Origin of the sequence: Brevundimonas vesicularis (assembly GCF_027886425.1) — a bacterium.
Taxonomy (GTDB): Bacteria; Pseudomonadota; Alphaproteobacteria; order Caulobacterales; family Caulobacteraceae; genus Brevundimonas; species Brevundimonas vesicularis_C.
On record NZ_CP115671.1, the window covers coordinates 1,841,029 to 1,867,774 of the forward strand.

At 64.7% G+C, this 26,746-nt stretch carries 34 protein-coding genes and 1 other RNA gene; 21 read left to right on the top strand and 14 right to left on the bottom strand.

Annotated features, from left to right (window positions below):
* Positions 1–7: 7 nt before the first annotated feature.
* The 14 genes from PFY01_RS09520 to PFY01_RS09585 all read left to right on the top strand — a co-directional run bounded on the left by PFY01_RS09520 (position 8) and on the right by PFY01_RS09585 (position 11,236).
* Entirely contained in the window at positions 8–460 is a 453-nt protein-coding gene (locus tag PFY01_RS09520) for a type II toxin-antitoxin system RatA family toxin (protein WP_271041093.1), read from the top strand.
* On the top strand, positions 457–1,572 hold the full coding sequence (locus tag PFY01_RS09525) for an NAD(P)/FAD-dependent oxidoreductase (protein WP_271041094.1): 1,116 nt from the start codon (positions 457–459) through the stop codon (positions 1,570–1,572). The genes PFY01_RS09520 and PFY01_RS09525 overlap by 4 nt, the downstream gene beginning before the upstream one ends.
* Positions 1,569–2,120 (top strand): sugar O-acetyltransferase, encoded by a 552-nt coding sequence (locus PFY01_RS09530; RefSeq protein ID WP_271041095.1) that lies wholly within the window; start codon positions 1,569–1,571, stop codon positions 2,118–2,120. The genes PFY01_RS09525 and PFY01_RS09530 overlap by 4 nt, the downstream gene beginning before the upstream one ends.
* A gap of 133 nt (positions 2,121–2,253) precedes the next feature.
* Positions 2,254–2,436: a 50S ribosomal protein L32 gene (gene rpmF / locus PFY01_RS09535; protein WP_026108365.1), complete on the top strand. Its 183-nt coding sequence runs from the start codon at positions 2,254–2,256 to the stop codon at positions 2,434–2,436.
* A gap of 109 nt (positions 2,437–2,545) precedes the next feature.
* Positions 2,546–3,166 carry a hypothetical protein gene (locus PFY01_RS09540; protein WP_271041096.1) on the top strand — a complete coding sequence of 207 codons (621 nt, stop codon included), beginning with the start codon at positions 2,546–2,548 and terminating at the stop codon, positions 3,164–3,166.
* Positions 3,167–3,255: 89 nt separating this feature from the next.
* Entirely contained in the window at positions 3,256–4,533 is a 1,278-nt protein-coding gene (gene eno / locus PFY01_RS09545) for a phosphopyruvate hydratase (RefSeq protein WP_271041097.1), read from the top strand.
* A 138-nt stretch (positions 4,534–4,671) separates the two neighbouring features.
* The gene (locus PFY01_RS09550; RefSeq protein ID WP_017504845.1) at positions 4,672–4,971 is read left to right on the top strand and encodes an FtsB family cell division protein; all 300 of its coding nucleotides are present in this window, start codon (positions 4,672–4,674) and stop codon (positions 4,969–4,971) included.
* Between the two features lie 134 nt (positions 4,972–5,105).
* A complete protein-coding gene (pdhA, locus tag PFY01_RS09555; RefSeq protein WP_039243674.1) occupies positions 5,106–6,134 on the top strand; it encodes a pyruvate dehydrogenase (acetyl-transferring) E1 component subunit alpha in 1,029 nt (342 codons plus the stop codon).
* 3 nt (positions 6,135–6,137) lie between these two features.
* Positions 6,138–7,517, top strand: a complete 1,380-nt coding sequence (locus PFY01_RS09560) for a pyruvate dehydrogenase complex E1 component subunit beta (protein WP_271041098.1) — start codon at positions 6,138–6,140, stop codon at positions 7,515–7,517.
* Positions 7,514–7,831 carry a DUF5076 domain-containing protein gene (locus tag PFY01_RS09565; protein ID WP_165116908.1) on the top strand — a complete coding sequence of 106 codons (318 nt, stop codon included), beginning with the start codon at positions 7,514–7,516 and terminating at the stop codon, positions 7,829–7,831. Before PFY01_RS09560 ends, PFY01_RS09565 begins: the two co-directional genes overlap by 4 nt.
* Complete coding sequence (locus PFY01_RS09570) at positions 7,831–9,129, top strand: pyruvate dehydrogenase complex dihydrolipoamide acetyltransferase (RefSeq protein WP_271041099.1); 1,299 nt, start codon at positions 7,831–7,833, stop codon at positions 9,127–9,129. Before PFY01_RS09565 ends, PFY01_RS09570 begins: the two co-directional genes overlap by 1 nt.
* Positions 9,130–9,144: 15 nt before the next feature.
* Positions 9,145–9,624, top strand: coding sequence for a glutathione peroxidase (locus tag PFY01_RS09575; RefSeq protein ID WP_271041100.1), 480 nt, complete (start codon positions 9,145–9,147; stop codon positions 9,622–9,624).
* A complete protein-coding gene (lpdA, locus tag PFY01_RS09580; protein ID WP_271041101.1) occupies positions 9,624–11,030 on the top strand; it encodes a dihydrolipoyl dehydrogenase in 1,407 nt (468 codons plus the stop codon). Before PFY01_RS09575 ends, lpdA begins: the two co-directional genes overlap by 1 nt.
* Positions 11,030–11,236, top strand: coding sequence for a hypothetical protein (locus tag PFY01_RS09585; RefSeq protein WP_271041102.1), 207 nt, complete (start codon positions 11,030–11,032; stop codon positions 11,234–11,236). Before lpdA ends, PFY01_RS09585 begins: the two co-directional genes overlap by 1 nt.
* Positions 11,237–11,239: 3 nt before the next feature.
* Here PFY01_RS09585 and PFY01_RS09590 read toward each other — a convergent pair whose 3' ends face one another.
* The 5 genes from PFY01_RS09590 to PFY01_RS09610 all read right to left on the bottom strand — a co-directional run bounded on the left by PFY01_RS09590 (position 11,240) and on the right by PFY01_RS09610 (position 15,516).
* The gene (locus PFY01_RS09590) at positions 11,240–11,422 is read right to left on the bottom strand and encodes a DUF3606 domain-containing protein (RefSeq protein WP_271041103.1); all 183 of its coding nucleotides are present in this window, start codon (positions 11,420–11,422) and stop codon (positions 11,240–11,242) included.
* Between the two features lie 33 nt (positions 11,423–11,455).
* Positions 11,456–13,810, bottom strand: coding sequence for an ATP-dependent helicase (locus tag PFY01_RS09595; RefSeq protein ID WP_271041104.1), 2,355 nt, complete (start codon positions 13,808–13,810; stop codon positions 11,456–11,458).
* 333 nt (positions 13,811–14,143) lie between these two features.
* Entirely contained in the window at positions 14,144–14,863 is a 720-nt protein-coding gene (locus PFY01_RS09600; protein ID WP_271041105.1) for an SIMPL domain-containing protein, read from the bottom strand.
* A gap of 24 nt (positions 14,864–14,887) precedes the next feature.
* Complete coding sequence (locus PFY01_RS09605; protein ID WP_271041106.1) at positions 14,888–15,112, bottom strand: ribbon-helix-helix domain-containing protein; 225 nt, start codon at positions 15,110–15,112, stop codon at positions 14,888–14,890.
* Positions 15,109–15,516 (bottom strand): YbaY family lipoprotein, encoded by a 408-nt coding sequence (locus PFY01_RS09610; protein WP_271041107.1) that lies wholly within the window; start codon positions 15,514–15,516, stop codon positions 15,109–15,111. The genes PFY01_RS09605 and PFY01_RS09610 overlap by 4 nt, the downstream gene beginning before the upstream one ends.
* Positions 15,517–15,622: 106 nt before the next feature.
* Here PFY01_RS09610 and PFY01_RS09615 point away from each other — a divergent pair, with 106 nt between their 5' ends.
* Entirely contained in the window at positions 15,623–16,507 is an 885-nt protein-coding gene (locus PFY01_RS09615; RefSeq protein ID WP_271041108.1) for a DMT family transporter, read from the top strand.
* 4 nt (positions 16,508–16,511) lie between these two features.
* On the opposite strand, the gene PFY01_RS09620 is transcribed toward PFY01_RS09615, so the two are convergent.
* Both PFY01_RS09620 and PFY01_RS09625 read right to left on the bottom strand, forming a co-directional pair.
* Positions 16,512–16,700 carry a DUF4169 family protein gene (locus tag PFY01_RS09620; protein ID WP_271041109.1) on the bottom strand — a complete coding sequence of 63 codons (189 nt, stop codon included), beginning with the start codon at positions 16,698–16,700 and terminating at the stop codon, positions 16,512–16,514.
* A 2-nt stretch (positions 16,701–16,702) separates the two neighbouring features.
* Entirely contained in the window at positions 16,703–17,962 is a 1,260-nt protein-coding gene (locus PFY01_RS09625) for a patatin-like phospholipase family protein (RefSeq protein WP_271041110.1), read from the bottom strand.
* A 150-nt stretch (positions 17,963–18,112) separates the two neighbouring features.
* Between PFY01_RS09625 and PFY01_RS09630 the strand changes: the two genes are divergently transcribed.
* The gene (locus PFY01_RS09630; RefSeq protein ID WP_039243689.1) at positions 18,113–18,352 is read left to right on the top strand and encodes a DUF2171 domain-containing protein; all 240 of its coding nucleotides are present in this window, start codon (positions 18,113–18,115) and stop codon (positions 18,350–18,352) included.
* A 96-nt stretch (positions 18,353–18,448) separates the two neighbouring features.
* Positions 18,449–18,835 (top strand): YccF domain-containing protein, encoded by a 387-nt coding sequence (locus PFY01_RS09635; RefSeq protein WP_066551433.1) that lies wholly within the window; start codon positions 18,449–18,451, stop codon positions 18,833–18,835.
* Between the two features lie 63 nt (positions 18,836–18,898).
* Here PFY01_RS09635 and fumC read toward each other — a convergent pair whose 3' ends face one another.
* Positions 18,899–20,290 (bottom strand): class II fumarate hydratase, encoded by a 1,392-nt coding sequence (fumC, locus tag PFY01_RS09640; RefSeq protein WP_271041111.1) that lies wholly within the window; start codon positions 20,288–20,290, stop codon positions 18,899–18,901.
* A 108-nt stretch (positions 20,291–20,398) separates the two neighbouring features.
* On the opposite strand from fumC, the gene PFY01_RS09645 reads away from it, so the two are divergent.
* Positions 20,399–20,758 (top strand): RusA family crossover junction endodeoxyribonuclease, encoded by a 360-nt coding sequence (locus PFY01_RS09645; RefSeq protein ID WP_066551435.1) that lies wholly within the window; start codon positions 20,399–20,401, stop codon positions 20,756–20,758.
* A 6-nt stretch (positions 20,759–20,764) separates the two neighbouring features.
* Here PFY01_RS09645 and PFY01_RS09650 read toward each other — a convergent pair whose 3' ends face one another.
* The 3 genes from PFY01_RS09650 to miaA all read right to left on the bottom strand — a co-directional run bounded on the left by PFY01_RS09650 (position 20,765) and on the right by miaA (position 22,530).
* Positions 20,765–21,238 (bottom strand): SspB family protein, encoded by a 474-nt coding sequence (locus tag PFY01_RS09650; RefSeq protein WP_017504863.1) that lies wholly within the window; start codon positions 21,236–21,238, stop codon positions 20,765–20,767.
* Positions 21,239–21,349: 111 nt separating this feature from the next.
* Positions 21,350–21,719: a transfer-messenger RNA gene (ssrA, locus tag PFY01_RS09655) on the bottom strand.
* 10 nt (positions 21,720–21,729) lie between these two features.
* Positions 21,730–22,530 (bottom strand): tRNA (adenosine(37)-N6)-dimethylallyltransferase MiaA, encoded by an 801-nt coding sequence (gene miaA, locus PFY01_RS09660; protein ID WP_420197070.1) that lies wholly within the window; start codon positions 22,528–22,530, stop codon positions 21,730–21,732.
* Positions 22,531–22,676: 146 nt separating this feature from the next.
* Between miaA and PFY01_RS09665 the strand changes: the two genes are divergently transcribed.
* Together PFY01_RS09665 and PFY01_RS09670 are read left to right on the top strand one after the other, a co-directional pair.
* Positions 22,677–23,744 (top strand): Mrp/NBP35 family ATP-binding protein, encoded by a 1,068-nt coding sequence (locus PFY01_RS09665; RefSeq protein ID WP_271041112.1) that lies wholly within the window; start codon positions 22,677–22,679, stop codon positions 23,742–23,744.
* Positions 23,745–23,820: 76 nt separating this feature from the next.
* Positions 23,821–24,918 carry an NADH:flavin oxidoreductase gene (locus tag PFY01_RS09670; protein WP_271041113.1) on the top strand — a complete coding sequence of 366 codons (1,098 nt, stop codon included), beginning with the start codon at positions 23,821–23,823 and terminating at the stop codon, positions 24,916–24,918.
* A 19-nt stretch (positions 24,919–24,937) separates the two neighbouring features.
* Here the strand turns inward: PFY01_RS09670 and PFY01_RS09675 are convergent, their stop codons facing one another.
* Entirely contained in the window at positions 24,938–25,258 is a 321-nt protein-coding gene (locus PFY01_RS09675; RefSeq protein WP_159851431.1) for a YbjQ family protein, read from the bottom strand.
* Between the two features lie 9 nt (positions 25,259–25,267).
* Entirely contained in the window at positions 25,268–25,795 is a 528-nt protein-coding gene (locus PFY01_RS09680; protein WP_271041114.1) for a dihydrofolate reductase, read from the bottom strand.
* Between the two features lie 57 nt (positions 25,796–25,852).
* Here PFY01_RS09680 and PFY01_RS09685 point away from each other — a divergent pair, with 57 nt between their 5' ends.
* On the top strand, positions 25,853–26,440 hold the full coding sequence (locus tag PFY01_RS09685; RefSeq protein ID WP_271041115.1) for a hypothetical protein: 588 nt from the start codon (positions 25,853–25,855) through the stop codon (positions 26,438–26,440).
* On the opposite strand, the gene PFY01_RS09690 is transcribed toward PFY01_RS09685, so the two are convergent.
* On the bottom strand, positions 26,437–26,742 hold the full coding sequence (locus PFY01_RS09690; RefSeq protein WP_271041116.1) for a phosphoribosyl-ATP pyrophosphohydrolase: 306 nt from the start codon (positions 26,740–26,742) through the stop codon (positions 26,437–26,439). The genes PFY01_RS09685 and PFY01_RS09690 overlap by 4 nt on opposite strands.
* Positions 26,743–26,746: the final 4 nt, after the last annotated feature.

Below are 26,746 nucleotides of genomic sequence, written 5' to 3' on the forward strand. Positions count from 1 at the left end.
GTCCCGCATGGCCGTACACCGCGTCACGCGCATTCTTCCCTATGCGCCCGAACAGCTTGCCGATCTGGTCGCCGACGTGCGCGCCTATCCCGACTTCGTGCCGTGGGTGACGTCGATGCGCGTCTGGAACGCGCGCGAGGAAGGCGAGGGTGTCGGCTTGCAGGATGCGGAGGCCAGCGTCGGGTTTTCCTTTCTGAAGGAGCGGTTCTCCACCTGGGTCCGGCACGATCGCAATGCGCCCAAGGTCGAGGTCGGCTTGCTGCGCGGACCCTTCAAGCACCTGAAGAACCGTTGGGAGTTCTTTTCCCATCCGGAGGGTACGCGGCTGGAGTTCATGATCGACTTCGCCTTCAAATCCCGGATGCTGGACATGATGCTGTCGGCGAACTTCGACCGTGCGGTGGAAAAGCTGATCGGCTGTTTCGAGGCCGAGGCGAAGCGGAGATACGGCGGCCGATGAGTTTCGATTTCGACGCAACCGTCGTGGGCGCCGGGGCTGTGGGCCTGGCCTGCGGACGGGCGCTGTCGAACCGAGGCCTGACCGTGCTGGTGCTGGAGAAGGAAGGCCACATCGGCCAGGGCGTCTCCTCGCGTAACTCGGAGGTCATTCACGGCGGTCTCTATTATCCGACCGGATCGCTGAAGGCCCGCTTCTGCGTCGAGGGACGCCGTGCGCTGTACGATTTCCTGGCCAGCCGCAAGATCGACCACTGGAAATGCGGCAAGCTGGTCGTGGCGACGCAAGAGGCCGAGGTCGAGCGGATCGAGGCGATCTTCAAACAGGCGACGGCGAACGGCGTCGAGGGGCTAGCGCATCTGACCGGCGCCCAGGCGCGGGCGCTGGAGCCAGAGCTGAATGCACACGCCGCCATACTGTCGCCCGAGAGCGGCCTGTTCGACAGTCACGGCTATATGCTGGCCCTGCAGGGCGAGATCGAGGATGCGGGCGGGGCGGTCGTGGTCTCGGCGCCGTTCGAGGGCGCAGAGGCGTTGACGGGCGGCGGCTTCACGATCCGTGTCGGCGGGGAGGGGGCGATGCAGGTCACCACCCGCCTTCTGGTCACCGCGCCAGGACTGTCGGCCCAGGCGGTGGCGGCGTTGATCGAAGGCTATCCGCCCGGCGACATTCCCGCCGGACATTTCGGCAAGGGCGTCTATTTCCGGCTGACGGGCAAGGCGCCGTTCGACCGCCTGATCTATCCGCCGCCCATCCCCGGCGCGCTTGGCACCCACTATCGCAAGGATCTGGGTGGTCAGGCCGTGTTCGGGCCGGACCTTGCCTATGTCGAAACCGAGGACTACTCGGTCGATCCTGCCAAGGCCGAAGAGTTCGCGACCTACATTCGGCGTTTCTGGCCGGGTCTGCCCGACGGCGCCCTGACGCCGGACTACGCCGGCATTCGGCCCAAACTGCATGGGCCGGGCGAGCCGCAACCGGACTTTCAGCTTCATGGCCGCGAACATCACGGCATCGATGGTCTGATGGCCCTGTTCGGCATCGAAAGCCCGGGCCTGACCAGTTCGCTGGCCATCGGCGAAGCGGTGGCCGACGCTCTGACGGGGGACGCATGACCGAGCGCGAAAAGATGCTGGCGGGCTTGCCTTACGATCCGGGCGATCCCGATCTGCGCGATGGCCGGGCCCGCGCCGTGGCCCTGACCGTCGCCATCAACGCCGAGCCGGATCGCGACCGGCGCGGCGCCCTGGTCAACGAACTGGTCAATGCGGTCGATGGCAAGGCGATCATCATGCCGGGCTTCTTCTGCGACTACGGCATCAACATCCATCTGGGCGCGCGGGCCTTCGCGAACGCCAACTGCGTGTTCCTGGACTGCGCCGAGATCCGTATCGGCGACAATTTCCAGGCTGGGCCAGGCGTCCAGCTTCTGACGCCGGAACATCCGCTGGACGCGGTCGCCCGCCGGGGCGAGGAGACGGCGCGGCCGATCGTCATCGGGGACGACGTCTGGATCGGCGGCGGCGCGATCGTTCTGGCCGGCGTCACCATCGGCGATCGTTCGGTTATCGGCGCGGGATCGGTCGTGACGAAGGACGTGCCGTCCGACGTGGTGGTGGTCGGCAATCCCGCGAAGATCGTCCGGCGTCTGACGCCCGCTTAAACGCCTTGAAATCGTCGCGCGGTTCATGCATAAGCCGCGCCTCGCGTGGCGGTCCTGAGGGCCGCCGCTATTGTTTTCGCGCTAGACGGAGCTCGGCTCTGGGCGGCGCCCGACTTAGAAGATTGAGACGGACATGGCCGTTCCGAAGCGCAAAGTATCTCCCTCGCGTCGCAACATGCGCCGCGCCCACGACGCCCTGACCTCGAACGTCTACGTCGAGGACAAGGACACGGGCGAGCTGAAGCGCCCGCACCACATCGACCTGAAGACCGGCACCTATCGCGGTCGTCAGGTCATCACGCCGAAGGAAGACTAGTCTTTCAGGCGATCCCGACTTCGGTCGGATGACGATTTTGACGGCGCGCGGTGACCCGCGCGCCGTTTTCGTGCGTTCAATGCGGTGAAGCTTCCATTGGAGACGCCGCATGATGATTCGTTTCACCGCCGTCAGCGCCTGCGCGCTGCTGACCCTCGCCGCCTGCAATCGCGCGGAGGAGCGCGTCTCGGAGCCCGCCGCCACACCGGTTGCTTCGGCGAACGAGACGCCCGCGACACCCGCTGCCGATCCGAATGCTCTGACGGCCGAGGGTCTTGGGCCGGTGCGAATCGGCATGACGCGCGCCGAGCTGGTGAAGGTCTGGGGCGAGGACTCTCAACCGAACGCCGTCGGCGGCGCCGAGCCTGAAGTCTGTGACCAGTTCCATCCCGCGAAGGCGCCCGCCGATGTGCAGGTGATGATCCAGAACGGCGTGCTCACGCGAATCACCCTGGCGCGCGGTGCGACGACGAAGACCGATCGCGGGTTCGGGGTCGGCGATACGGCCATGGCGATCAAGCAGGCCTATGGCGGCGCGGTCTTCGCCCAGCCGCACAAATACCAGGAGGCGCCGGCCGAGGATCTGTTCGTCTGGTCGAAGGGCGGATCGACGACCTATGTCACCGATCCGTCGGCGCGTGGCGTTCGATATGAGATCGGCAGCGACGGCAAGGTGATGATGGTCCACGCTGGCGATCCTTCGATCCAGCTGGTCGAAGGCTGTTCCTGACGCCCGGCGACGATGTCGGCATTGGCGTTTGGCGGGGAGGCGGCTAAACCGTCGGACCTCCCTTGCCCCTTGAGCCAAAGAGCCGAGCCATGACCGACATCGCCGACATCGTCGCCCGCCAGATCCTCGACAGCCGGGGCAATCCGACGGTCGAGGTCGATGTCACGCTGGAAGACGGTTCGTTCGGCCGCGCCGCCGTACCGTCCGGCGCGTCTACGGGCGCGCACGAAGCGGTCGAACTGCGTGACGGCGACAAGGACATGTGGGGCGGCAAGGGCGTCCAGAAGGCGGCCGACGCCGTCAACGGCGAGATCTTCGACGCCCTGTCCGGCATGGACGCCGAGCAGCAGCGCCGGATCGACGAGGCGATGATCGAACTGGACGGCACGCCCAATAAGGGCCGTCTGGGCGCCAATGCGATCCTGGGCGTGTCTCTGGCGGTCGCCAAGGCCAGCGCCCTGTCGGCCAATCAGGAACTGTATCGTTATCTTGGCGGGGTCTCGGCCCGCGTCCTGCCGACCCCGATGATGAACATCATCAACGGCGGCGCCCACGCCGACAATCCGATCGACATTCAGGAGTTCATGATCCTGCCCACGGGCGCCGAGACGTTTTCGGACGCCGTGCGCATGGGCGCCGAAATCTTCCACGCCCTGAAGAAGCAACTGAAGGACGCCGGGCACAACACCAACGTCGGCGACGAGGGCGGCTTTGCGCCCAATCTGGCGTCGGCTGATGAGGCGCTGAGCTTCATCACCAAGGCGGGCCAGGCGGCGGGCTACCTTGCGGGCGAAGACTTCCACCTGGGCCTAGACGTCGCCTCGACCGAGTTCTTCAAGGACGGCAAATACGTCATGGCCGGTGAGGGCAAGACCGTCGATTCCGAAGGCATGGCCGCCTATCTGGTCGATCTGTGCGAACGCTTCCCGATCGTGTCGATCGAGGACGGCATGGCCGAGGATGATTTCGACGGCTGGCGCCTGCTGACCGAACGTCTGGGCGACCGGGTCCAACTGGTCGGCGACGATCTGTTCGTGACCAATCCGGCGCGTCTGGCCGCCGGTATCGGCGAAGGTCTGGCCAACTCGATCCTGATCAAGGTCAACCAGATCGGCACCCTGTCCGAGACGCTGGACGCCGTCGATATGGCCCACCGCGCAGGCTACACCGCTGTGATGAGCCACCGGTCGGGGGAGACCGAGGACTACACCATCGCCGACCTGGCCGTGGCGACCAACTGCGGGCAGATCAAGACCGGCTCGCTGGCCCGCTCCGACCGGGTGGCGAAGTACAACCAGTTGCTCCGCATCGAGGAAATGCTGGGCGACCAAGGCGTCTATTTCGGCGACGGCATGCTGCTGAAATAGAGATCGAAATTGTCGGCGGGGAATCAGCGTTTTCCGCCGACAATCTTACGGTCAAGCTACATTTCGTTAGGCATTTTCGGGCACGGTTTCTGAACTGTATTTTCGCGCTCAGAAGGAGCGTCTCAAGTGCCCGAACGGATGAAACCTTACCGCCTGTCCCTCGCCCTGTTGCTGCTTCTTGCCTATCTCGGGGTGCAGGCGCTGACGGGCGAGCGCGGACTGTTGAGCGGATCGTCTCGCGACGCCTTGCTGGGGCAGCGCGAGGACCAGCTGGCGCATCTTACCGAGCAGCGCCGCGACCTTGAGACACGGGTGCGCTATCTGCGCACCGACAGTCTGTCTCGCGATCTTCTGGAAGAGCGCGCGCGCGCTGTGCTCGGCTTCTCCGACCCGCGCGACTATGTGATCCGCGTCTCGGCCCCGGCCGCCCAAGGCTAAGCCACCTTCACCACTTGAACTATTGTTACAGGGCGACCCGCACCCCTTTGCGTTACCGGAAGGAAGGCTGCTAAAGCCCCTTTCCGTAACGATAAGAAGGCGTCGGTTCTCGGCGCCTAGCCGGGAGATACCGGATGGCGAAAGCCCCAGCCAAATCCGCTCAGACGACCACGCCTGACAAACTGCCCAACACGCCGACGGCGTCCAAGGAAGACCTTCTGCGCTTCTATCGCGAGATGGTTCTGATCCGCCGCTTCGAAGAGCGTGCGGGCCAGCTCTACGGCATGGGTCTGATTGGCGGCTTCTGCCACCTGTACATCGGCCAAGAGGCCGTGGCGGTCGGCGTTCAGGAGAGCGTCAAACAAGGCCACGACAAGATCATCACCGGCTATCGCGACCACGGCCACATGCTGGCCGCCGGCATGGATCCCAAGGAAGTCATGGCTGAGCTGACCGGTCGCAGCGGCGGTTCGTCCAAGGGCAAGGGCGGATCGATGCACATGTTCGACGTGCCGACCGGATTCTACGGCGGTCACGGCATCGTCGGAGCCCAGGTGGCGCTGGGCACCGGCCTAGCCTTCGCCGGCAAGTATCGCGGCGACGATTCGGTGGCCTTCGTCTATTTCGGCGACGGCGCCTCGAACCAGGGGCAGGTGTACGAGAGCTTCAATATGGCGCAGCTGTGGAAGCTGCCCGCCATCTACATCATCGAGAACAACCAGTACGCCATGGGCACGAGCATCGAACGCTCGTCCTCGACGACCGAACTGTATCAGCGCGGCGCCAGCTTCGGTATTCCGGGCGAGCAGGTTGACGGCATGGACGTGCTGGCCGTGCGCGACGCGACGGCCCGTGCGGTCAAGCGCGCCCGCGAGGGCGGCGGTCCCTTCATTCTGGAAGTGAAGACCTACCGCTATCGCGGTCACTCGATGTCCGACCCGGCCAAATACCGGACCAAGGAAGAGGTCGACGAGGTCAAGAAGACCCGCGACCCGATCGATCACCTGAAGACGCTGCTGTCGGCCGCCAATGCGACCGAGGACGAGCTCAAGGCCATCGACAACGAGATCAAGGCGATCGTCGCCGAAGCTGTTCAATTCGCCCAAGAGAGCCCGGAACCCGATCCGTCCGAGCTCTATACTGACGTCTACGTGGAGGCCTGATCCGTGACCGACATTCTGATGCCGGCGCTGTCCCCCACGATGGAAGAGGGCACGCTGACCAAATGGCATATCAAGGCGGGCGACACCGTGTCGGCCGGCCAGGTGATCGCCGAGATCGAAACCGACAAGGCGACGATGGAAGTCGAGGCCGTGGATGAAGGCGAAGTGCTGGAAATCCTGGTCGCCGAAGGCTCCGAGAACGTGAAGGTCAACACGCCGATCGCGCGTCTGGCCGGCGAAGACGGCGCAGCGGCGCCTGCACCCAAGGCTGAGTCCGCACAGGGCGAAGCTGAAGCGCCCAAGGCTGCGGCCGAGGGTAAGACTGGCGATCCCGAAAAGGCCCCGGCCCAGACCGCGACACCCAAGGTCGAACTGCGCGACCCGGAAATTCCGGCCGACGCCAAACTGGTCAAGACGACCGTGCGCGACGCCCTGCGTGACGCCATGGCCGAAGAGATGCGCCGCGATGACCGCGTCTTCCTGATCGGCGAGGAAGTCGCCCAGTACCAGGGTGCCTACAAGGTCAGCCGCGACCTGCTGCAGGAGTTCGGCGACCAGCGCGTCGTGGACACCCCGATCACCGAGCACGGCTTCGCCGGCCTGGGCGTCGGCGCCGCCATGTCGGGCCTGAAGCCGATCGTCGAGTTCATGACGTTCAACTTCGCCATGCAGGCGATCGATCACATCATCAACTCGGCCGCCAAGACGCTCTATATGTCGGGCGGTCAGATCCGCGCGCCTATCGTCTTCCGCGGTCCGAACGGCGCTGCTTCGCGCGTCGGCGCCCAGCACAGCCAGGACTACTCGGCCTGGTACGCTCAGGTGCCGGGTCTGAAGGTCATCGCGCCCTATGACGCGGCCGACGCCAAAGGCCTGCTGAAGGCCGCCATCCGTGACCCGAACCCGGTCGTCTTCCTCGAACACGAGATGATGTACGGCCTGGAGTTCGACGTGCCGGAGGTCGAGGACTACGTCCTGCCGATCGGCAAGGCCAAGGTCCGTCGCGAAGGCAAGGACGTCACCATCACCGCCCACAGCCGCATGGTCGGCTTCGCGCTACAGGCGGCCGAGAAGCTGGCTGAGGAGGGTATCGAGGCCGAGGTGATCGACCTGCGCACTCTGCGTCCTCTGGATCACGAGACCATCGTCGAGAGCGTCAAGAAGACCAATCGTCTTGTCTCGGCCGAAGAGGGTTGGGGGCCGATGGGCGTCGGCGCCGAGGTCGTGGCCCGCGTCATCGAACACGCCTTCGACTATCTGGATGCCCCGCCGCTGCGCGTGCACCAAGAAGACGTGCCGCTACCCTATGCCGCCAATCTGGAAGTGCTGTCGCTGCCAGGCGTGGACAAGATCATCGCCGCCGTGAAAGAGGTGATGGCATGACCGAGGCATCGGAGTTCATGCTGACGACGCCAGACAGCGTCGCTGCTGACCCCGCAGCCATTGAAGTCCTCCGGATGTGGTGGTCGAAAGACGAGCCGGTGATGTCCGTCAAACCGGCCTTCAACGATCCCATACAGTTCGGTCGGCTGCTGGCCTATGCGGCGCGACACATGGCGCATGGTTATGCCGTGCGTCATCAACACGATGAAACCGCGGCCTACCACCGCATCCTCGAAGGTCTCAGCGAAGTGGTGAAGGCGAATGACGTCCGCACTGTCGCCGAACCGATCGCGCCAACCGGGGGGAACGCTTGATGACCGACATCCTGATGCCGGCCCTGTCTCCGACGATGGAGGAGGGCGTTCTGGCCAAGTGGCACGTCAAGGTCGGGGACGTCGTCTCCGCCGGAGACGTGATCGCTGAGATCGAAACCGACAAGGCCACGATGGAAGTCGAGGCCGTGGATGAGGGCGAAGTCACTGATATCCTGGTCGCTGAAGGCACGGAAGGCGTGAAGGTCAATACGCCCATCGCCCGCCTGAAGGACGAGGGCGGCGCGGCCGCACCCAAGCCGGCTGAAAAGTCGGCTGCAAAAACGGAAGCCCCCAAGGCCGAGGTCGCTCCGGCTGCTGCCGAGGCGCCCAAGGCGGCTACGCCTGCGGTTCCGGCGCCCGCGGCGCCGAAGTCGGACAGCGGAGATCGCATCTTTTCGTCGCCGCTCGCTCGACGTATCGCCGCTCAGAACGGCGTCGATCTGAAGTCGATCAAGGGCACCGGTCCGCATGGTCGCATCGTCAAGCGCGACGTCGAGGCCGCCGGCAAGGCGTCGGCCCAACCGGCGACCGCCTCTTTGCCGTCGCCCGCCGCGACCGCAGCCGAGCCGCGCAAGGCGCAGTCGCTGGCGCAGATGGGCATTCCGGACGGCAGCTACGATCTGATCCCGCTGGACGGCATGAAGAAGGCGGTGGCGCGTCGGATGGTCGACAGCGTCCAGAATGTGCCTCACTTCCCGCTGTTCATCGACTGCGAGATCGACCAGCTGATGGCTGTGCGCGCCAAGGTCAACAAGATGCTGGAGCCGCAGGGCATCAAGGTGTCGGTCAACGACTTCGTCATCAAGGCCGCCGCCCTGGCCCTGAAGATGGTGCCGGAGGCCAACGCCTCCTACACGCCCGAAGGCATCGCCATGCACCACAACGCCGATGTCTCCATGGCGGTGGCGATCGACGGCGGCCTGATCACCCCGATCATCAAAAAGGCCGAAACCAAGGGTTTGGCGCAGATCGCGACCGAATCCAAGGACTTGGCCAAGCGCGCCCGCGACCGCAAGCTCAAGCCCGAAGAGTTCCAAGGCGGCACCTTCTCGGTGTCCAATCTGGGCATGTTCGGCATCAAGCAGTTCACCTCGATCATCAATGAGCCGCAGGGCTGCATCATGAGCGTGGGCGCGGGTGAACAGCGCGCAGTCGTCAAGAACGGTCAGGTCGTGCCGGCCACGGTCATGACCGTGACCCTGACCTGCGATCACCGTGTGGTGGACGGCGCGACCGGCGCCCGCTTCCTGCAGGCGTTCAAGCCGCTGATCGAAGATCCCGTCGCGATGCTGGCCTAAGGGGAGGGTGAGGTCATGACCTCGGTCTATGACTTCTCCGCCCGCGCCATCGACGGCACGGACGTTTCGCTCGATCGCTTTCGCGGTCAGGCGTTGCTGATCGTGAACACAGCGTCCAAGTGCGGCTTTACCGGCCAATACGACGGTCTGGAAAAGCTGCACCGCGCGTTCGCCGATCAGCCGTTCGAGGTGTTGGGCTTTCCCTGCAACCAGTTCGGCGAGCAGGAGCCGGGCAAGGCGGCGGAAATCGCCGCCTTTTGCGCCACCAGTTTCGATGTGACCTTCCCCCTGTTCGACAAGGTGGAGGTCAACGGACCGAACCGCCATCCAATTTACGCTTGGCTGACCGAGCAGAAGCGCGGCTTCCTGGGCTCCAAAGCCATCAAGTGGAACTTCACCAAGTTCCTGACCGACCGCGAGGGCAGGGTGGTCGCCCGCTATGCCCCGCAGACTGAACCCGAGGCCATCAAGGCCGACATCGAGAAGTTGATCTAATGGCTGCTGAATTCGATCTCGTCGTCATCGGCTCGGGCCCCGGCGGTTACGTCGCGGCCATTCGCGCCAGCCAGTTGGGCCTGAAGGTCGCCATCGTCGAGCGCGAGAACCTGGGCGGCATCTGCCTGAACTGGGGCTGCATCCCCACCAAGGCCCTGCTGAAGTCGGGCGAAAAGTTCGAGAGCCTGAGCCATCTGAAGGAGTACGGCCTGTCGGCGTCCGGCGCGTCGTTCGATTTCGACGCCATCATCCAGCGCTCGCGCGGCGTGGCCAAACAGCTGAATCAGGGCGTGGGCTTCCTGATGAAGAAGAACAAGATCGAGGTGATCGAGGGGTCAGCCAAGCTGGAGAAGGGCGCCGCCGCGCCCAAGGTCGTCGTCGCTCTGAAAGCGGGCGGATCGCGCGCCTTGGAGGCCAAGTCTGTGATGCTGGCCGTCGGCGCACGTGCACGCGCCTTGCCGCAGATCGGACTGGAAGCCGACGGCGATCGCATCTGGGCCTATCGCGAAGCCATGGCCCCGAAGTTCCTGCCCAAGTCGATCGTCGTGATCGGTTCGGGCGCCATCGGCATCGAGTTCGGCAGCTTCTATCGCGCCCTGGGCTGTGACGTGACCGTGGTCGAGGCCGTGGATCGCATCATGCCGGTCGAGGACGAAGAGGTCTCCAAGGCCGCTCAGAAGTCGTTCGAAAAGCGCGGCATGAAGTTCAAACTGGGCGCCAAGGTCACTAAGGTGAGCAAGGACGCCAAGGGCGTGAAGGTCGCTGTGGAGATCGGCGGCAAGGCCGAGACCCTGGAGGCCGAGGTCTGCATTTCCGCTGTAGGAATCACCGCCAACACCGACGGCATCGGACTGGAAGAACTGGGTCTGGAAATGGACCGCGGCCACGTCAAGATCGACGGCCACTGCCAGACCAACGTCAAGGGCCTGTACGCCATCGGCGACTGCGCCGGCGCGCCCTGGCTGGCGCACAAGGCGTCGCACGAAGGCATACACGCCGCTGAACATATCGCCGGCTACAAGACCCCCAACGTCCATTCGCCCATCGCCGGCTGCACCTATGCCCAGCCGCAGGTGGCCTCGGTCGGCGTCACCGAACAGGCTGCGCGCGCCGAAAAGCGCGACGTGAAAATCGGCCGCTTCCCGTTCCGCGTGAACGGCAAGGCGATCGCCTCGGGCGACACCGACGGCTTCGTCAAGGTGATCTTCGACGCCAAGACCGGCGCCCTGATCGGCGCGCACATGATCGGTCATGAAGTGACCGAGATGATCCAGGGCTATGTCACCGCCATCACCATGGAGGCGACGGAAGAAGACATTCACGGGATCGTCTATCCGCACCCGACCATGTCGGAGGCCATGCACGAGGCGGCGCTGGACGCCTATGGGCGTGTGATCCACATCTGATGAGGGGGCCTGTGTTCGCCAAGGTCACCGAGACGAACGGCGTGGTTCACTGGATCAATCTGAACCACGTTCGCGAACTTATCGTGAAGGACGGCAAGCACGGCCAACCGACCTTGACGGAAGTCAGCATCGACAACCTATTCGTGGCCAAGGTTTTTCGCGTCAAGGAAACGCCTGAGGCCATCCTGGCTCAGGTGAGAGGCTGAAACTTAGCGCTTCTTGCCCAATTCCACCGCGATATCCTTGGTCATGCGACCGACTTTACGGTGCGCGGCGGTGATCTGATCCTTGGTCACGCCCCAGCGCTTCATCCAGTATTCGACCGACTGACGCTCGGTCAGGTCGATGCGGTCCTTGTCGATGAAGCCGCGCTTGTCTTTAAGGCCCGCCATGGTTGGCTCCGTTCATTGGGTCAGAGCGCCGGGTTAGGCCCTCTCGACAAAGCTGTCGATGACGCGCTTTTCACCGGCCTTTTCGAATTCGACCAGCAGTTTGTTGCCTTCGATGACGCGCACGTTCCCGTAGCCGAACTTCTGGTGGAAGACGCGTTCGCCCTTCTTCCATCCCGTGCTGGACTTGGGGTCGGCGGTGGCGATCAGGCGGCCGTCGCCTTCGATGACCGCCTTGCGCGCCGGGATCTTGGCTGGGGTCTGGGCGGCGGTGAAGGATTGGGCGCGTTTCCAGCCGGGGGAGGAATAACCGCTGCCAAAGGATGGCGCGTCGTCCCAGCGGCTCTTGGCCTCCTTCATGCCGGTCGAAGCGCCGTAATAGCCGGTATCGGATTGGGGATCGACGTGGGCGATAGGCAGTTCGTCGACGAAGCGGCTGGGCAGTTGGGAGGTCCAGCGTCCATAGACCAGCCGGTTGGCGGCGAAGGAGATGCGGGCGTCCTGCTTGGCGCGGGTGACGCCGACATAGGCCAGGCGGCGTTCCTCCTCGAGGCCTTTTTCGCCCTTTTCGTCGATGCTGCGCTGGCTGGGGAACACGCCTTCCTCCCAGCCCGGTAGGAAGACCAGCGGGAACTCCAGCCCCTTGGCGCCGTGCAGCGTCATGATCTGCACCGCGCCGTCGCCGTTGGGATCGTCGCTGGTCGCGCGCTCCAGATCCATGACCAGTGAGACGTGCTCCAGATAGGCCTGCAGCGTCTCGAACTGCTGCATCGACTGGGTCAGTTCCTTCAGGTTCTCCAGCCGGGTCTGGCCGCTGGTGCGGTCGGCCTTCTGCATGTCGGTATAGCCGCTCTCCTCCAGCACCGTCTCCATGACCTGCCAATGGGGCGTGGTCTCGGACAGTTGGCGCCAGCGGTCGATATCGCGCACGAAGTTGGACAGGGCGGTGCGCGTACGGGCCTGAAGCTCGTCGGTATTGATCAGGCCCCTGACGGCGGTCAGGGCCGACAGGTCGTGCTGGCGGGCCAACTGCAGGATCTTCTGCACGCTGGTGTCGCCGATGCCGCGCTTGGGCACATTGACGATCCGCTCGAAGGCGAGGTCGTCGTCTTCCGACAGGATCAGGCGCAGATAGGCGTGGGCGTCGCGAATCTCGGCGCGCTCGAAGAACCGCGGCCCGCCGATGACGGTGTAGGGAATGGCCAGCATGACCAGCCGTTCTTCAAAGGCCCGCATCTGGAACGAGGCGCGGACCAGAATGGCCATGTCCTTGTATTTCAGGCCCGGTTCGCCGGCGTGGGGCCGCCGCGCGGTCTCGATCTCGTCGGCTATAAGCCGGGCCTCGGCCTCGCCGTCCCAGACGCCGCGCACCCGCACCTTGTCGCCGCTGTCGTCTTCGGTCCACAGGGTCTTGCCCAGACGATCGCGATTGGCGGCGATCAGGCCGGACGCCGCCCCCAGGATATGACTGGTCGAGCGATAGTTACGCTCCAGCTTGACGATCTTGGCGCCGGGGAAGTCCCGCTCGAAGCGCAGGATGTTGTCTACCTCGGCCCCGCGCCAGCCGTAGATCGACTGATCGTCATCGCCGACGCAGCAGACGTTGCCGGTCGAGGCCGTCAGCAATCGTAGCCACAGATATTGGGCGACGTTGGTGTCCTGATATTCGTCCACCAGGATGTAGCGGAAGCGGCGGCGATATCCCTCAGCCAGGTCCGCATGCTGCGACAATATGGTGATGTTGTGCAGCAGCAGATCGCCGAAGTCGCAGGCGTTCAGGCTGCGCAAGCGCGCCTGATAGGCGGCGTACAGACCCTGACCTTTGCCGTTGGCGAAGTCCTCGCCGGACGGCAGCTTGTCCGGCGTCCAGCCGCGGTTCTTCCAGTGATCGATCAGGCCGGACAGCGACTTGGGCGTCCAGCGTTTGGTGTCGATGTTGGCCGCTTCCAGCAGCTGTTTCAGCACCCGTTCCTGGTCGTCGGTGTCCAGGATGGTGAAGCTGGATTTCAGACCGACCAGTTCGGCGTGGCGACGAAGGATCTGGGCGGCGATGGAGTGAAAGGTGCCAAGCCAGCGGAGGCCCTCGGCGGAGGGGCCGATCAGATGCGTGATGCGCTCGCGCATTTCGCGCGCGGCCTTGTTGGTGAAGGTGACGGCCAGCAGCTCCCACGGCTTGGCCCGGCCTGTCGCCAGAATATGCGCCAGCCGTGTCGTCAGGACGCGGGTCTTGCCCGTGCCGGCGCCCGCAAGCACCAGAACCGGACCCTCGGTCGTCTCGACCGCCTCGCGCTGCTCCGGGTTCAGCCCCTTCAGATAATCACGCGGCGCCTCGCCCTCGGGCGCACGAGCGCGCGCGAGGTCGGAAATGCGGGGGGCGGGAAGATCAGTCACAGGCGCAGAAACATCCGTCAGTCAGATTCGAAACCGGAACATAAGGGGACCGCGCGGCAAAGTCAGGGCCGCCGCCACAATCAAACCTCGGAACCCGGCGGATCGACGGCCGGTTCCTAGGTGCGATGCAGCAGAACACTGACAAAAGGGACGCGGCGTCACACCGCAAACCACGCGGCAAGAAGGCCGGGTGGTGGGCCTTCGTTCTGGGCATGGTCGGAATGTTCGTGATCCTGGCCGTCTGGGTCGTGTTGGTCGAGATGGGTCAAGATCCGCAGGCCGACGTCAATTTCATCGGGCGACAGCAATCCTCCGACGCCGGACCGCCCGAGACTACTTCAGACTATAGGTGATGGTCGTGACGACCCGGATCTTCTTGTCGATGGAGGCGGCCTCGTCACCGGCTGCGCCATCGCGCGGCAGGATTTCGAACGAGCCCTGGGTGGCCTGACGGATCGGGCCCAAGGGCGTTCCGCTGTCCTTGGCGAACTGTTCCGCCCCGGTGCGCGCCGCCGCTGTACCCTCGGCGATCATTTGCGGGCGCACGTCGTTCAACTTGGTGAAGATATAGGACGGACCCTGGAAGTCCTGCAGCACCACGTCCTGACGCACCAGATCGTTGAGCAGTCGCGTCGTTGCCTGAACCCGTGCGACATCGCTGGTCCGCACGATCACCGTCTGAGCCAGGATGAAGCGCGGACCGCCGTTCTGGGCGGCGTATTCTCGCGACCGGGTGTCGGCCACCTCCAACCGGCCCAATTCGATGGCCTGGGCAGGGTAGCCCTGGGCGGTGAGGAAGCGGCGGACCAGCGCCAGATCGTCGTCGATCTTGGTTTGAACTTCCGAAAGGACATCGCCCGAGGCCGAGAAGCGTAGCGGCAGGACGGCAAGGTCCGCTTTTACATTGCGTTCGGACAGGCCGCGCACCGTCACGGTGCGGTCGCCAGCGCGCGCGTGGATGACGCCCTGACCGATAAGGGCGCCGGCGCCGATGAAGCCGACAGCCAGAAGACCGCCGACCACGGCGGCTGGAAGCAGACGATTGTCGGACATGATCAGGTCTCCGTTGGATCGAAGCTACGCCGGTCTTCCATGATCCGCCACCCAGTCCAGCGCCAGCAGGCGACAGGCGGAGGCGAGGGGGCGTCGGCCGCGACCGGCGTCGATTTCAGCCAGAAGCTGCGCCTTGCTGAGGTTGCGGGCAGCGGCGATCCGATCCAGCACGGCCCAGAACTCCGGCTCCAGCGCCACCGACGTGGCATGGCCGGCGAGGGCGACCGAACGTTTGCTGAGGCTGCTCAACGCGCGGACTTCAGCACGATCTCGGCCGAGGCCGGCGCGCCGTTCGTCAGGATCGCGTGGCGGGTGTCTGTAACGAAGACCAGAGCGCCGGCCGCGTCTCGGATCTCGGCGCGCGCGGCATAGGTGTGGCGCGGATCGATCTGAGACGTGGGAAAGCCAAGGGTGACGCGATAGGGCGGGGCGCCGGTCAGCGGCTCGCGGGTCTCGGCGAGAACCTTGGCGGGTGCGTCGGCCAGACTGACATCCTCAACCCTGACGGTCAGGACATGGCCGGGCGGCAGCATGATCCGTTCGCGATAGGTGGCGGTCACGTTTGCGACCGTCGTTCCGGTCGTCATGTCCGGCGTGGCGGCGCAGGCAGCCAAGACCAGAGCGGCGGGCAGGATCAGGGGGGCGTTTCGCATGGCGATCTCCTTCGAGGCGCCCAGTGTGTCACACTCAGGCGCAAGACGTGAGGGCGCGTGGCGTTAGGGCGTGTTATGCGGGCCGTCCATCGTCGGAGATCAACCTTTGAGCCGCCCCTTTGCGATCGCTGCGATCGCCATCTGCGCCCTGATCTGGGGCACGACCTGGTACGCGATCACCCTGCAGTTGGGGCCGGTTGATTCCATCGTCTCGATCGTCTGGCGGTTTGGTCTGGCGTCGGCGGTCCTGTTCGCCTTCTGCGCCGTGACGCGCCGGCCGCTGCGTCTGACGCGCAGCCAGCATCTGGCCGCCATCGGCCAGGGCGCCTTCGTCTTCGCGGTCAGCTATGGCTTCGTCTATGCCGCGGAAGGGCAGGTGGCCTCGGCTGTGGTCGCGGTGATCTTCGCCGCCCTGGCCTTTGTGAACCTGATCCTGTTTCGGCTGCTGGGCGGACAGAAGGCGGCGCCAGCGGCGTGGATCGGCGCAATACTGGGCGTCATGGGCGTCGGGGTCTTGTCCTACGGCCAGATCACGGCGGCCGGCGCTGGGCTCAATCCGGGGCTGGGCGTCCTCTTCGCGCTAACCGCTGTACTGGCTTCGGCGCTCGGCAACTGGTTCGCCTGGAAAGGACAGCAGGCGGGCGCGCCCGTTATGGCCGCCACGTGCTGGGCGATGGCTTATGGCACAGCCATGTTGGCGCTGTACGGCATGGCGACCGGCGTGACGTGGCGGATCGAGCCGACGCCGGACTATGTCCTGTCGCTGCTTTATCTCTCGCTGTTCGGGTCGGTGATCGCGTTCGGCTTGTACTTCACCATCGCGCGCCAACGCGGCTATGCCCTGGCCAGCTACATCTCGGCTCTGACGCCGCCCATCGCCATGCTGGTGTCGGTGCTGTTCGAGGGCGCGCGGTTCGGCTGGAGCGCCCTGATCGGACTGGCGCTTGTGCTGGCGGGGCAGGTCATGCTGATCCGCGCGCCAAAGGCCTGAGCCATCAGTCGTCGTTTTTCGGCTCCAGCTTCTGACCGTCCAACTGCTTATCGGCGCGATGACGCTCAAGAGCGGACAGGGTCTTCTCGGCCTTGGAGCGTCCATGGGCCAAGCGGTTGGCGGCGGCCAACGCCTTGTCTTCGGCCTTGGCGCGGGTCTTTCGCGCTCGGTTCAGATTGATGATCTCGCCCATGACTACGCCTTGGGCTTGTCGGCGGGGGGCGTATCCGCCGACGGTTTGGCCGAGGGCTCGGGCGCCAGCACAGCCGGCACCTGAGACTCCGAGATCGTCGTCTGGGGGATGAAGGGCTGGTCCGCCGGGCGCTCGCCCAGCCGGGTCCAGGCATCGGCGCTGCGCCCGCGCTGACGCCCCAGTTCGAACATGGCCGTCATGGTCTCTTGATCGAACTTCAGGCTGGAGGCGGCGACATTGTCTGGAATGGCCGACAGCGCCATGTCCAGCCCATTGCGCCGCGCAAACGCCGCCGTCACGGCCAGATGGATGCGCAGCGACGATTTGCTCATGCTGTCATAGGTACGCGACAGAATTCCCGACAGGCGGCCGGGCGTAACCCCGTCGTTGCGGCCGACCTGACCATTGACGATGACATAGAGGGCGCCGACACGCCCTTCGTCGTTTGGACGGGTCCACAGCATCAGGTCCTCTGGGATGGCCAGGAACGGCGTGTTGACGCCGCCATCGACGTGCATTTCCAGAACCACCTTGTCGTCGTCCTGAAGCCCGGCGATCAGAACCGGAGGAAAGACGCCGGGAATGCTGGCCGAGGCGACCAGCACCTCCTTGAACAGCTCGCGGGCGTTCTCGTCGCCCTGCGTCGCCAAAAGGCCCATGTCCCAGATGACGGTTTCCTCGCTGTCCAGATCGGTCGTCGCCACCAGCAGGCGTCTGCCCTTGGCGTGCTCGCGCGCGACGGCCTGCATCAGTTCAGGGGTGACGTTCTCGTCCACCAGATTGCGCAGGACCTGCGACGAGAACAGGCTCGGGTTCAGGAAGGCGGCGAAACTGCGCCAGCTCAGCAAATTGCTGGCGGCGCCGCTGGTGTAGGCATGCTGAAGTTCGTCGTCCCAATCCGATCCGAGAAAGGCGAACGGCGCGGCAAGCGCCCCCGTGCTGACGCCGGTGACAACATCGAACGCGGGGCGATCGCCCTGTTCGGTCCAGCCGACCAGAAGCCCGGCTCCGTAGGCTCCGTTTGCGCCGCCGCCGGACAGCGCCAGGATCGAGGTTGGTTTGTCGGGCCGAAGTCGCTGACCAATTTCCTGGGTGAAGGCCTGCAAACGCGCACTGTCACTGGCGCGGATGCGAGGGTCTTCCGCCTTGACGAGCGTGCCGTCGGTGATGCGGAGGGGGCCGGTCGGGCGATCCAGCGTTCCACACGCCGAAAGGGCCAAGGCCATGAGGACGCCGAACAGGCCTGATCCAATCCGCCGCATATCTTGAGTTCCGGTTCCGTGTGAACGGCGGCTTCTACCGCGTCCTTGCCAATCCTGTCATCAAGACGATGAACAAGCGTCGCCGTTTGAAACCGTCGCAGGCCGGGTGTGTTCTCATCGGCAGGACAAACCAAACTGCTGGAGATACACATGGTTGACGTTTCGCTCATCAAGGAACACCTCGAAGTCGTGGGCTCGGACGGCGGTCACGTGGGCCGGGTCGATCACGTCCTGGGCGACCAGATCGAACTGGCGAAGCTGGATTTCGCCGGCGGCTTCAAGCACCACATGATCCCGGTCAGCTGGGTCGAACGGGTTGACGACAAGCACGTTCATCTGAGCCTGACCCAAGACGACGCCAAGGCGCGCTGGACCGAGAAGCCGCACTAAGGCCGATCTGACGCCGATTTAATGAAGGCCCCGCTGCACAAGCGGGGTCTTTTGCTTATCTGAGGTATGTCGCAATGGGCGACAGTGGAGCCTGTCTTGATGCGCCTGATCCTGAATATCCTCTGGCTCATCTTCGGCGGCTGGATTTCCGGCCTTCTGTGGCTGCTGGGCGGCGCGATCCTGGCGCTAACCGTTGTCGGCCTGCCGTGGACGTTCGCGGCGTGGCGTATCGCCAGCTATTCCTTCTGGCCCTTCGGCCGCGAGATCGTGTGGCAGGACACGCATCCCGTCGCTGGCTGTGTCGGCGTCGTTTTGAACGTCGTCTGGTTCGTCGTGGCCGGCTGGTACATCGCCCTGACGCACCTGCTCATCGCCGTGGCGGAGTTCGTCTCCATCATCGGCATTCCGTTCGCGCTGAAGGATCTCGAACTGGCCAAGCTGGCGCTGGCGCCGGTCGGCCGCACCATCCGTGACAAGGCCTGACCCAAAAGAAAACGCCGACGTCAGACGACGTCGGCGTTTCAAAAATCTCGATCTTGGAGGGGGTCAGCCCGGCGAGATCATCTTCTCCGGCCGCACGGCTTCATCGAACTCCGCGTCCGTCAGATAGCCGCCGCCGACAGCCTCTTCGCGCAATGTTGTGCCGTTCTTGTGCGCGGTCTTGGCAATCTTAGCGCACAGGTCATAACCCAGCTTGCCGTTCAAAGCGGTGACCAGCATCAGAGAGTTATTCAGGCCGCGCGCAATATTATCCTCGCGCGCCTCGATGCCGACGACGCAGTTGTCGGTGAAGCTGATGGCCGCGTCGGCGACCAGGCGCACCGACTGCAGGAAATTGTACGCCATCACGGGATTGTAGACGTTCAGCTCGAAATGGCCTTGCGACCCGGCGAAGGTCAGGGCGGCGTTGTTGCCGAACACCTGGACGCAGACCTGGGTCAGGGCTTCGCATTGAGTCGGATTGACCTTGCCCGGCATGATCGACGAGCCTGGCTCGTTTTCCGGCAGCGCCAATTCGCCCAGACCCGAACGCGGGCCGGAGCCCAGGAAGCGGATGTCGTTGGCGATTTTGAACAGGCTGGCGGCGACCGTGTTAATGGCGCCGTGGCTGAAGACCATGGCGTCGTGGGCGGCCAAGGCCTCGAACTTGTTCGGGGCCGTGGTGAAGGGCAGTCCGGTGATCTCGGCGATCTGGGCCGCAACCTTTTCGGCGAAGCCGATGGGCGCGTTCAGACCGGTGCCGACGGCGGTGCCGCCCTGCGCCAGTTCCATCAGGGCCGGCAGGGTCTGTTCGATGCGCTTGATGCCGTTCTGGACCTGTTGCGCATAGCCGCCGAACTCCTGGCCCAGCGTCAGAGGCGTGGCGTCTTGGGTATGGGTGCGGCCGATCTTGATGATGTGGCCCCAGGCCTTGGCCTTGGCGTCCAGCGCGGCGTGCAGATGTTTCAAGGCCGGGATCAGGTCGTTGACCACCTGTTCGGCGCAGGCGACGTGCATGGCGGTGGGATAGGTGTCGTTGGACGACTGGCTCATATTGACGTGATCGTTGGGGTGGACCGGCTTCTTCGAGCCCATCTCGCCGCCCAGAATCTCGATCGCGCGATTTGAGATCACCTCATTGGCGTTCATGTTCGATTGGGTGCCCGAACCCGTCTGCCAGACCACCAGCGGGAAGTGGTCGTTCAGCTTGCCTTCGATAACCTCATTGGCGGCCTTGATGATGGCGTCGGCCAGGGCCGGGTCCAACTTGCCCAGGTCGCGGTTGGTCTCGGCGGCCGCACGCTTGACGATGCCCAGAGCGCGCACGACAGGCAGGGGCTGCTTCTCCCAGCCGATCTTGAAGTTTCCCAGCGATCGCTGCGCCTGAGCGCCCCAGTAGCGGTCGGCGGCGACTTCGATCGGGCCGAAGGTGTCGGTCTCTGTCCGGACGTTGCTCATGCGCGTAAATCTCGTCTCTCAGGCGTGGCGATGGGTTGCGCGGCGGTGTAGCACGAGAGCCATGCAGGGCAAGAAGAGCGCGGATATCCTCACACCGGCAATCGTCGCATGACCGCCGGCTGGATCGGGACCGGCAAGGTCAGGGCGAGGGAGGATGGCGATGCGGTCGAGATCGTCATCGACGGCCTGACGACCCAGGCCAAATACTACAAGCCGCTGGTCTATGAGTTCATGCGCAAGGAATGGCGCGGAGCCAGGCCGTCATGGGGCGATCATGTCGTCGAAATTCGCATGGAGCATGTCGGCGAGCCGCCGTGGATGGACCTCGACAATCTGGCCAAGGCCTTGCTCGATTCTATCAAAGGCTATCTGTTTCACGACGACGCCCAGGTCGCGCGGCTGCTGGTCGAAAGACGCGAGGGCGAAAGAGAGCGGATCCTGATCCGCTCCTATCCGCGCAAGGACTGACGGCGGCTATTTCTTGCGGAACTGGTCCAGCGAAACGACCTTGGGGCCGTCCGAAATCGGCGGCATGTCCTGGGGCGGGGTCGGCTCGTCTTCGACCTCGTCCAGAAGCTGTGGGTCTTCGAACTGCAGCAGGAATTGGACGCTGGGATCGTAGAAGCGCGTGATCGCGGAATAGGGGATGACCAGGCTCTTGGGCATGCCGCCGAAGCGCAGCTTGACCGAGAAACGCTCAGGCTCGACACGCAGGTCGTCGTACTGGTGCTGCAGAACGACCGTCATCTCTTCCGGATATTTCGCCAGAATGTCAGGGGCCACGCTGACGCCGACGGCGCGTGTCTTGAAGGTGATGTAGAAGTGGTGGGCGCCGGGCAGGCCCTCGGCCAGCACGCGTTCCAGCGCGGCGCGCATGACGCCGCGCAGGGCTTCCTGTGCCAGCTGTTCGTACCGCATCTCATCGACCGGAGGGGCCTGGTCGCTCATCGTCACCTCACATCAGAGCGCGACTGATAGCGGCGCAGGGCCGTAGGCGAAAGGTGTCATGAAGGTAAAGCGCCGGGATTCTGGCGCTAGGCTCCCGATCATCTTTTGGAAAGTGCCGGGGGTTCTGTTGCCAGGCCCCCCGACGGGCCCCGCCCAGGGATCTGAACCCCTAGGACTTAAGATTCGAAATCACTCGAACCGCATTACGCGGCGAGAGCGACTTCTCCAGCGAAGTTATCGTTCGCAGTTAGAAAATGGCCCGATACGGTGGGCCAGGACGAGCGAAAGCAATCCTCTTTACACGTCCGTCGATGCTAGTCGGCCCCATGCTGCCTCCGCCGATAACGCGGGGAGAAAGTTGGTGGAGCCGCCGGGAATCGCACCCGGGTCCGGTCCGCTTATTACAAGCGCGTTTATCGCTATAGTCCGGCCGAAACCGAACCAGACGAATATAGGCGCAGCCGTGAGGCATTCCAAGCGCCGGATTGCACTCAGGCGCGGCTCCACTCCGGCGTCTGGTTTCGGAACCACGTCAACTGACGTTTGGCGTAGTTGCGGGTAGCTTGTTTAAGGGCGGCGATCGCGTCGTCGCGGGCCAGATAGCCGGACAGGTAGGCGGCCAGTTCTCTGACCCCGACCGCCTTCATGGCGGGCAGGGCGGGGTTCAAGCCACGGTCCAAGAGGGCTTGGACTTCGTGTATCGCTCCCTGATCAATCATCAGGTCAACGCGCTGGTTGCAGTTTGCATAGAGTTGCTGGCGCTCAGGCTCCCTAACCCATCCGGTCCATGAATCCGGCGCCAACAAGGGCTGAGTGTCGGCCTTCCAGGCGCTTAACGCGCGGCCGCTGGCGATGAAAACGCTCATGGCTCGAACCAGTCGCTGTCGGTCTCCGTGTTCGATGGCCTGCGCCGCCTCGGGATCGATCTGGGCCAGGCGCCGGCGAAAAGCTGACTCGCCGAGCGCCGTGTAGTCGGCATCCATCTGATCGCGCACCCCGCTCGGCACCGCGGGAATATCGGCCAAGCCTCGCGTCAGACTGGTGAAGTAGAGGCCGGTCCCCCCCACCAGAATGGCCGGCCGGTCTTGACCGCGGAGGTTGTCTAGCAACGCCATTACCGCGCGGCTCCAGCGTCCGACGGACCAGGCGTCCGCCGCGTCTGCGACGCCATAAAGTCGATGATCGGCCTGAGCTTCATCCTCCGCCGAGGGGCGGGCCGTCAGGATACGCAGGTCGGCGTAGAGCTGCTGGCTGTCGGCATTGATGATCACCGCGCCCGTTTCGCGCGCCATCTTCAGCGCCAGCGCCGACTTGCCCGAGGCGGTGGGGCCAGCGATCAGGGTGATTGAGGGTGGTCGGGACAAATCGTGGCTCGCGGGACGGGTTCGAGGGCGATAGAACGCGCGCATCATCGCCTGCAAGTCCCTTGGAGACCGCCTTGGTCGAACGCACCGCCGTCATCGCCGCCCTCGACGCCGTCATCGATCCGGTTTCCGGCCAGGGGTTGGTCGCCGCCGGTCTGGTTCAGGGTCTGGTCGTGGCTGAGGATCGCGCGGGGTTTGCTCTGGAAGTCGATCACACTCAAGCGGCCGCCTACGCGCCGGTTCGTGACGCAGCGGAGGCTGCGCTGAAGGCCATTCCCGGCATGGCGCGCGTCTCGGTGATTCTGACCGCCGAGACCAAGCCTGCTGCTGCGCCGCGCACGGCGGGCCTGTCCAAGGCGGCGGTCGATCAGGGGCGCGCCAAAGCCCCGGTCCCATCTGATCGTCCCGCGCATGTCCGCCGCGTCCTGGCCGTCGCCAGCGGCAAGGGCGGGGTGGGCAAGTCCACGGTCGCCGTAAATTTGGCCGCTGCGCTTTCGGCGCGCGGGCTATCGGTCGGCATTCTCGACGCCGATGTCTATGGGCCGTCGCTGCCGACCATGCTGGGCATCAGCGGCAAACCCGCCTACGAGCACGGCGCCATCGTGCCGCACGTCGCCCACGGGCTGAAAGCCATGTCGGTCGGCCTGCTGACCAAGATGGACGACGCCATGATCTGGCGCGGACCCATGGCGTCGCAGGCCATCACGCAGATGCTGACCCAGACGCGTTGGGGAACGGCTGATGCGCCGCTGGACGTGCTGGTGGTCGATCTGCCGCCGGGCACGGGCGACGTGCAACTGACCTTGATCCAGAAGACGCCGCTGGATGGGGCGGTGATTGTGTCGACGCCGCAGGAAGTGGCCTTGGCCGATGCGCGGCGCGCCCACACCTTGTTCCAATGCGTCAATGTCTCGACGTTGGGCCTGATAGAGAACATGAGCGGTCCGGTCTTTGGCCAGGGCGGAGCCAAAGCCGAGGCCGAGCGCCTATCCATCCCGTTCTTGGGCGCCTTGCCGCTGGACGCCGCCTTACGAGAGGGGGGGGATGCCGGACGACCGCCTGTCGCAACCGACCCGCAGGGCGATATCGCCGGCCGCTTCGCCGAAATCGCCGCGCGAGTCTCTGCGGCGCTCGGGCTTTAGAAAAAGCCGAGGCGAGGGGTTTTCAAACGCAACCCTGTTCGCCACCTTGGGTGCTACAGATACCCAAGGAGTTCCGATGAGCCTCGACGCCCTGTTCAGCCCCTTCACCATCAAGGGGCTAACCCTGCCCAACCGCATCGTCATGGCGCCAATGACGCGGTCCTTCTCGCCGAACGGCATCCCGACCTCCGACGTCGCCGCCTATTATCGCCGCCGCGCCGAGGGCGGAGTGGGCCTGATCGTGACCGAGGGCACGGTCGTCGAGCGTCCGGCGGCGCGCAATGACGCCAATGTTCCAGTTTTCCACGGCGAAGCGCTGCCGGAATGGAAGTCCGTGGTGGAAGAGGTTCATGCCGCCGGCGGTCTGATCGCGCCGCAGATCTGGCACGTGGGCTCGGCGCGGGGACGCGGCGAGGACTGGGCGCCGCTGGGCAAGGTGGACAGCCCGTCGGGCATGACCATGCCGGGCAAGACCAAGCTGGAGCCGATGACGGAGGAAGATGTCGCCGACACGATCGCCGCTTTCGGCCGGTCGGCCCGCGCGGCTCGCGACCTCGGCTTCGACGCCGTCGAAATCCACGGCGCCCATGGCTATCTGATCGACCAGTTCTTCTGGAGCGGCCTGAATGCGCGCGAGGACCGCTGGGGCGGACCGACCATCGCGGATCGCGCCCGCTTTGGCGCCGAGGTCGTGAAGGCGGTGCGCGAGGGCGTCGGCGACGACATCCCCGTCATCCTGCGCCTGTCGCAATGGAAGCTGCAGGATTACACGGCCCGCATCGCCGAGACGCCGGAGCAGATGGTCGAGTGGCTGACCCCGCTGTCGGACGCCGGCGTCGATGTCTTCCACTGCTCGCAGCGCCGCTTCTGGGAGCCGGAGTTCGAAGGCTCGGACCTGAACTTCGCCGGCTGGACCAAAAAGCTGATGGGCAAGCCCACGATCACCGTCGGATCCGTGGGTCTGGACGGCGAGTTCATCGCGTCGTTCGGCGGCGAAGGATCGAAGCCCGCCTCGCTGGACGGTCTCCTGCGCCGTCTGGAGAACGAGGAGTTCGACCTGGTCGCCGTTGGCCGCGCGCTGCTGGCCGATCCGCAGTGGGTCGCCAAGATCCGCGACGGCCGCGAAGACGAGCTGCGCAACTTCGAGCGTTCGGACCTGATGACCCTGTCCTGATCAGGAAACGTCGAGCCGGTTATGCCGGCTCGACGATCACGCCCGTGCCGTAGCACAGCACCTCGGTCACGCCCGGCATGATCTCCGTGGCGTCATATCGGACGGCCAGGATGGCGTTGGCACCGTGCGCTTCTGCATGTTTGACTAGCTCGTCATAGGCTTCCTGACGCCCGGCCTCGGCCAGTTTCACATAGGCGCCGACGCGGCCGCCCAGCATGGACTGGACCCCGCCGATGGCGTCGGAGATGGCGTTGCGTGACCGCACCGTCACGCCGCGCACCAGGCCGATGTGGCGGGTGACGCGAAAGCCGGGCAGGTCGTTGGTGGTCGTGACGTACATCTGTCTCTCCTAGCGGCGTTCCAGCACGCGGAAGGTGAAGGCGTGATCGTCCTTCTCGCCCGCCGGGTGCGATTCTGACGATACCTCGACCCAGGCTGTTTCGTCGAATGCAGGAAAGACGGCGTCGCCTTCGGGAGAGGCCTCGACCTCGGTGATGTACAGGCGCCTGGCGCGGGGCAGGGACGCCTCGAACAGGGCGGTGCCCCCGATGATGCAGATCTCCTCGACGCCATCGTCCTCGGCGGTTTCGCGTCCGATCTCGATGGCCTCGTCCAGAGTGGCGCAGACCAGCGCGCCTTTGGACATGCCGTCGGTTTCGTAGGATTCATCACGCGTCAGCACGATGTTCAGCCGACCGGGCAAGGGCTTGAGCGGCAGACTCTCCCAGGTCTTGCGGCCCATCAGGCAGGGCTTGCCCACAGTTATGGCCTTGAAGCGCTGCAGGTCGCTGCGCAGCCGCCAGGGCAAGGCGCCGTTTCGGCCGATGACGCCGTTGCGTCCACGCGCGACGACCAGGGAAATGAGGGGCTGGGGCAAGAACCTTGACCGTATCGATGCGTTGAGGGGGCCCATCCAATGAACGCGAGCCCCGTTGTGAGCAAGTATCTCCCCGCCATCCTGGTCGGTTTCCTGGTGGCGTTCGTCATCAGCGGCGGGCTGGCGTTCTTGTTCTCGTCCGCCGGAGCCGACGCCGGCTATCTGCCGATGATGGTCGGCGCGTTTTTGGGTGTGTTCACCGCCTACATCATGGCCAATCTGGCGGGCACAAAACTCGGGAAGTCAGCAACGGCGGAGCAGAAGCAGGCCGCACTGGCGTTTCGCCCTCAGTTTCACGATCAGGCTCTGCTGATCGTCTATCGCGAAGGCTTCGTGGGCAAGGCCGCCGGCATGGACTTGTCGGTGGACGATGAGTTCGTGGCCCAGCTGAAGAGCCCGCGCTTCACCGCCATTTCGGTCTCGCCGGGCGGCCACCAGCTGTCCATGGCGTTCGGCGGTCTGGCGGGAAAGCAGAACAAGCCCACGCTTGAGGGCTTCATCGCTGCGCCCGGCGACGTGATCGCGTTCCGCGCCACCATGCAGATGGGCATGATGAAGAACCGGATCGTGGTCGAGCGCATCGAAACGGACGACGCCCTGGTCGCGCGATTGACGCCGATGATCATGATTGCGCCAGAGACTTAAGCTTCGGTCTGAGGCTCCAGCCACTTCAGCCATTTGCGCTGCATCGCCTGATCAAGATCGACGCCCGCCTGCGCGCAGTAGATCAGCAGCATCCCCAGCACATCCGCGGCCTCGTCGCCCAGCGCCTGATTGTCGGGCGCGCCTCGTGCGCGGCCGGTCAGACGCAGATGCTCGGCGGTCAGTTCGCCAAGCTCTTCCTGAAGCTTGAGCAAGGCCCAGTCGCGGTCGCGGTCGATATCGTGTTCGGCGGCGTAGATGTCGGAGATGCGAATCACCGACGCGGTCAGATCGCGCAAATCCATACGT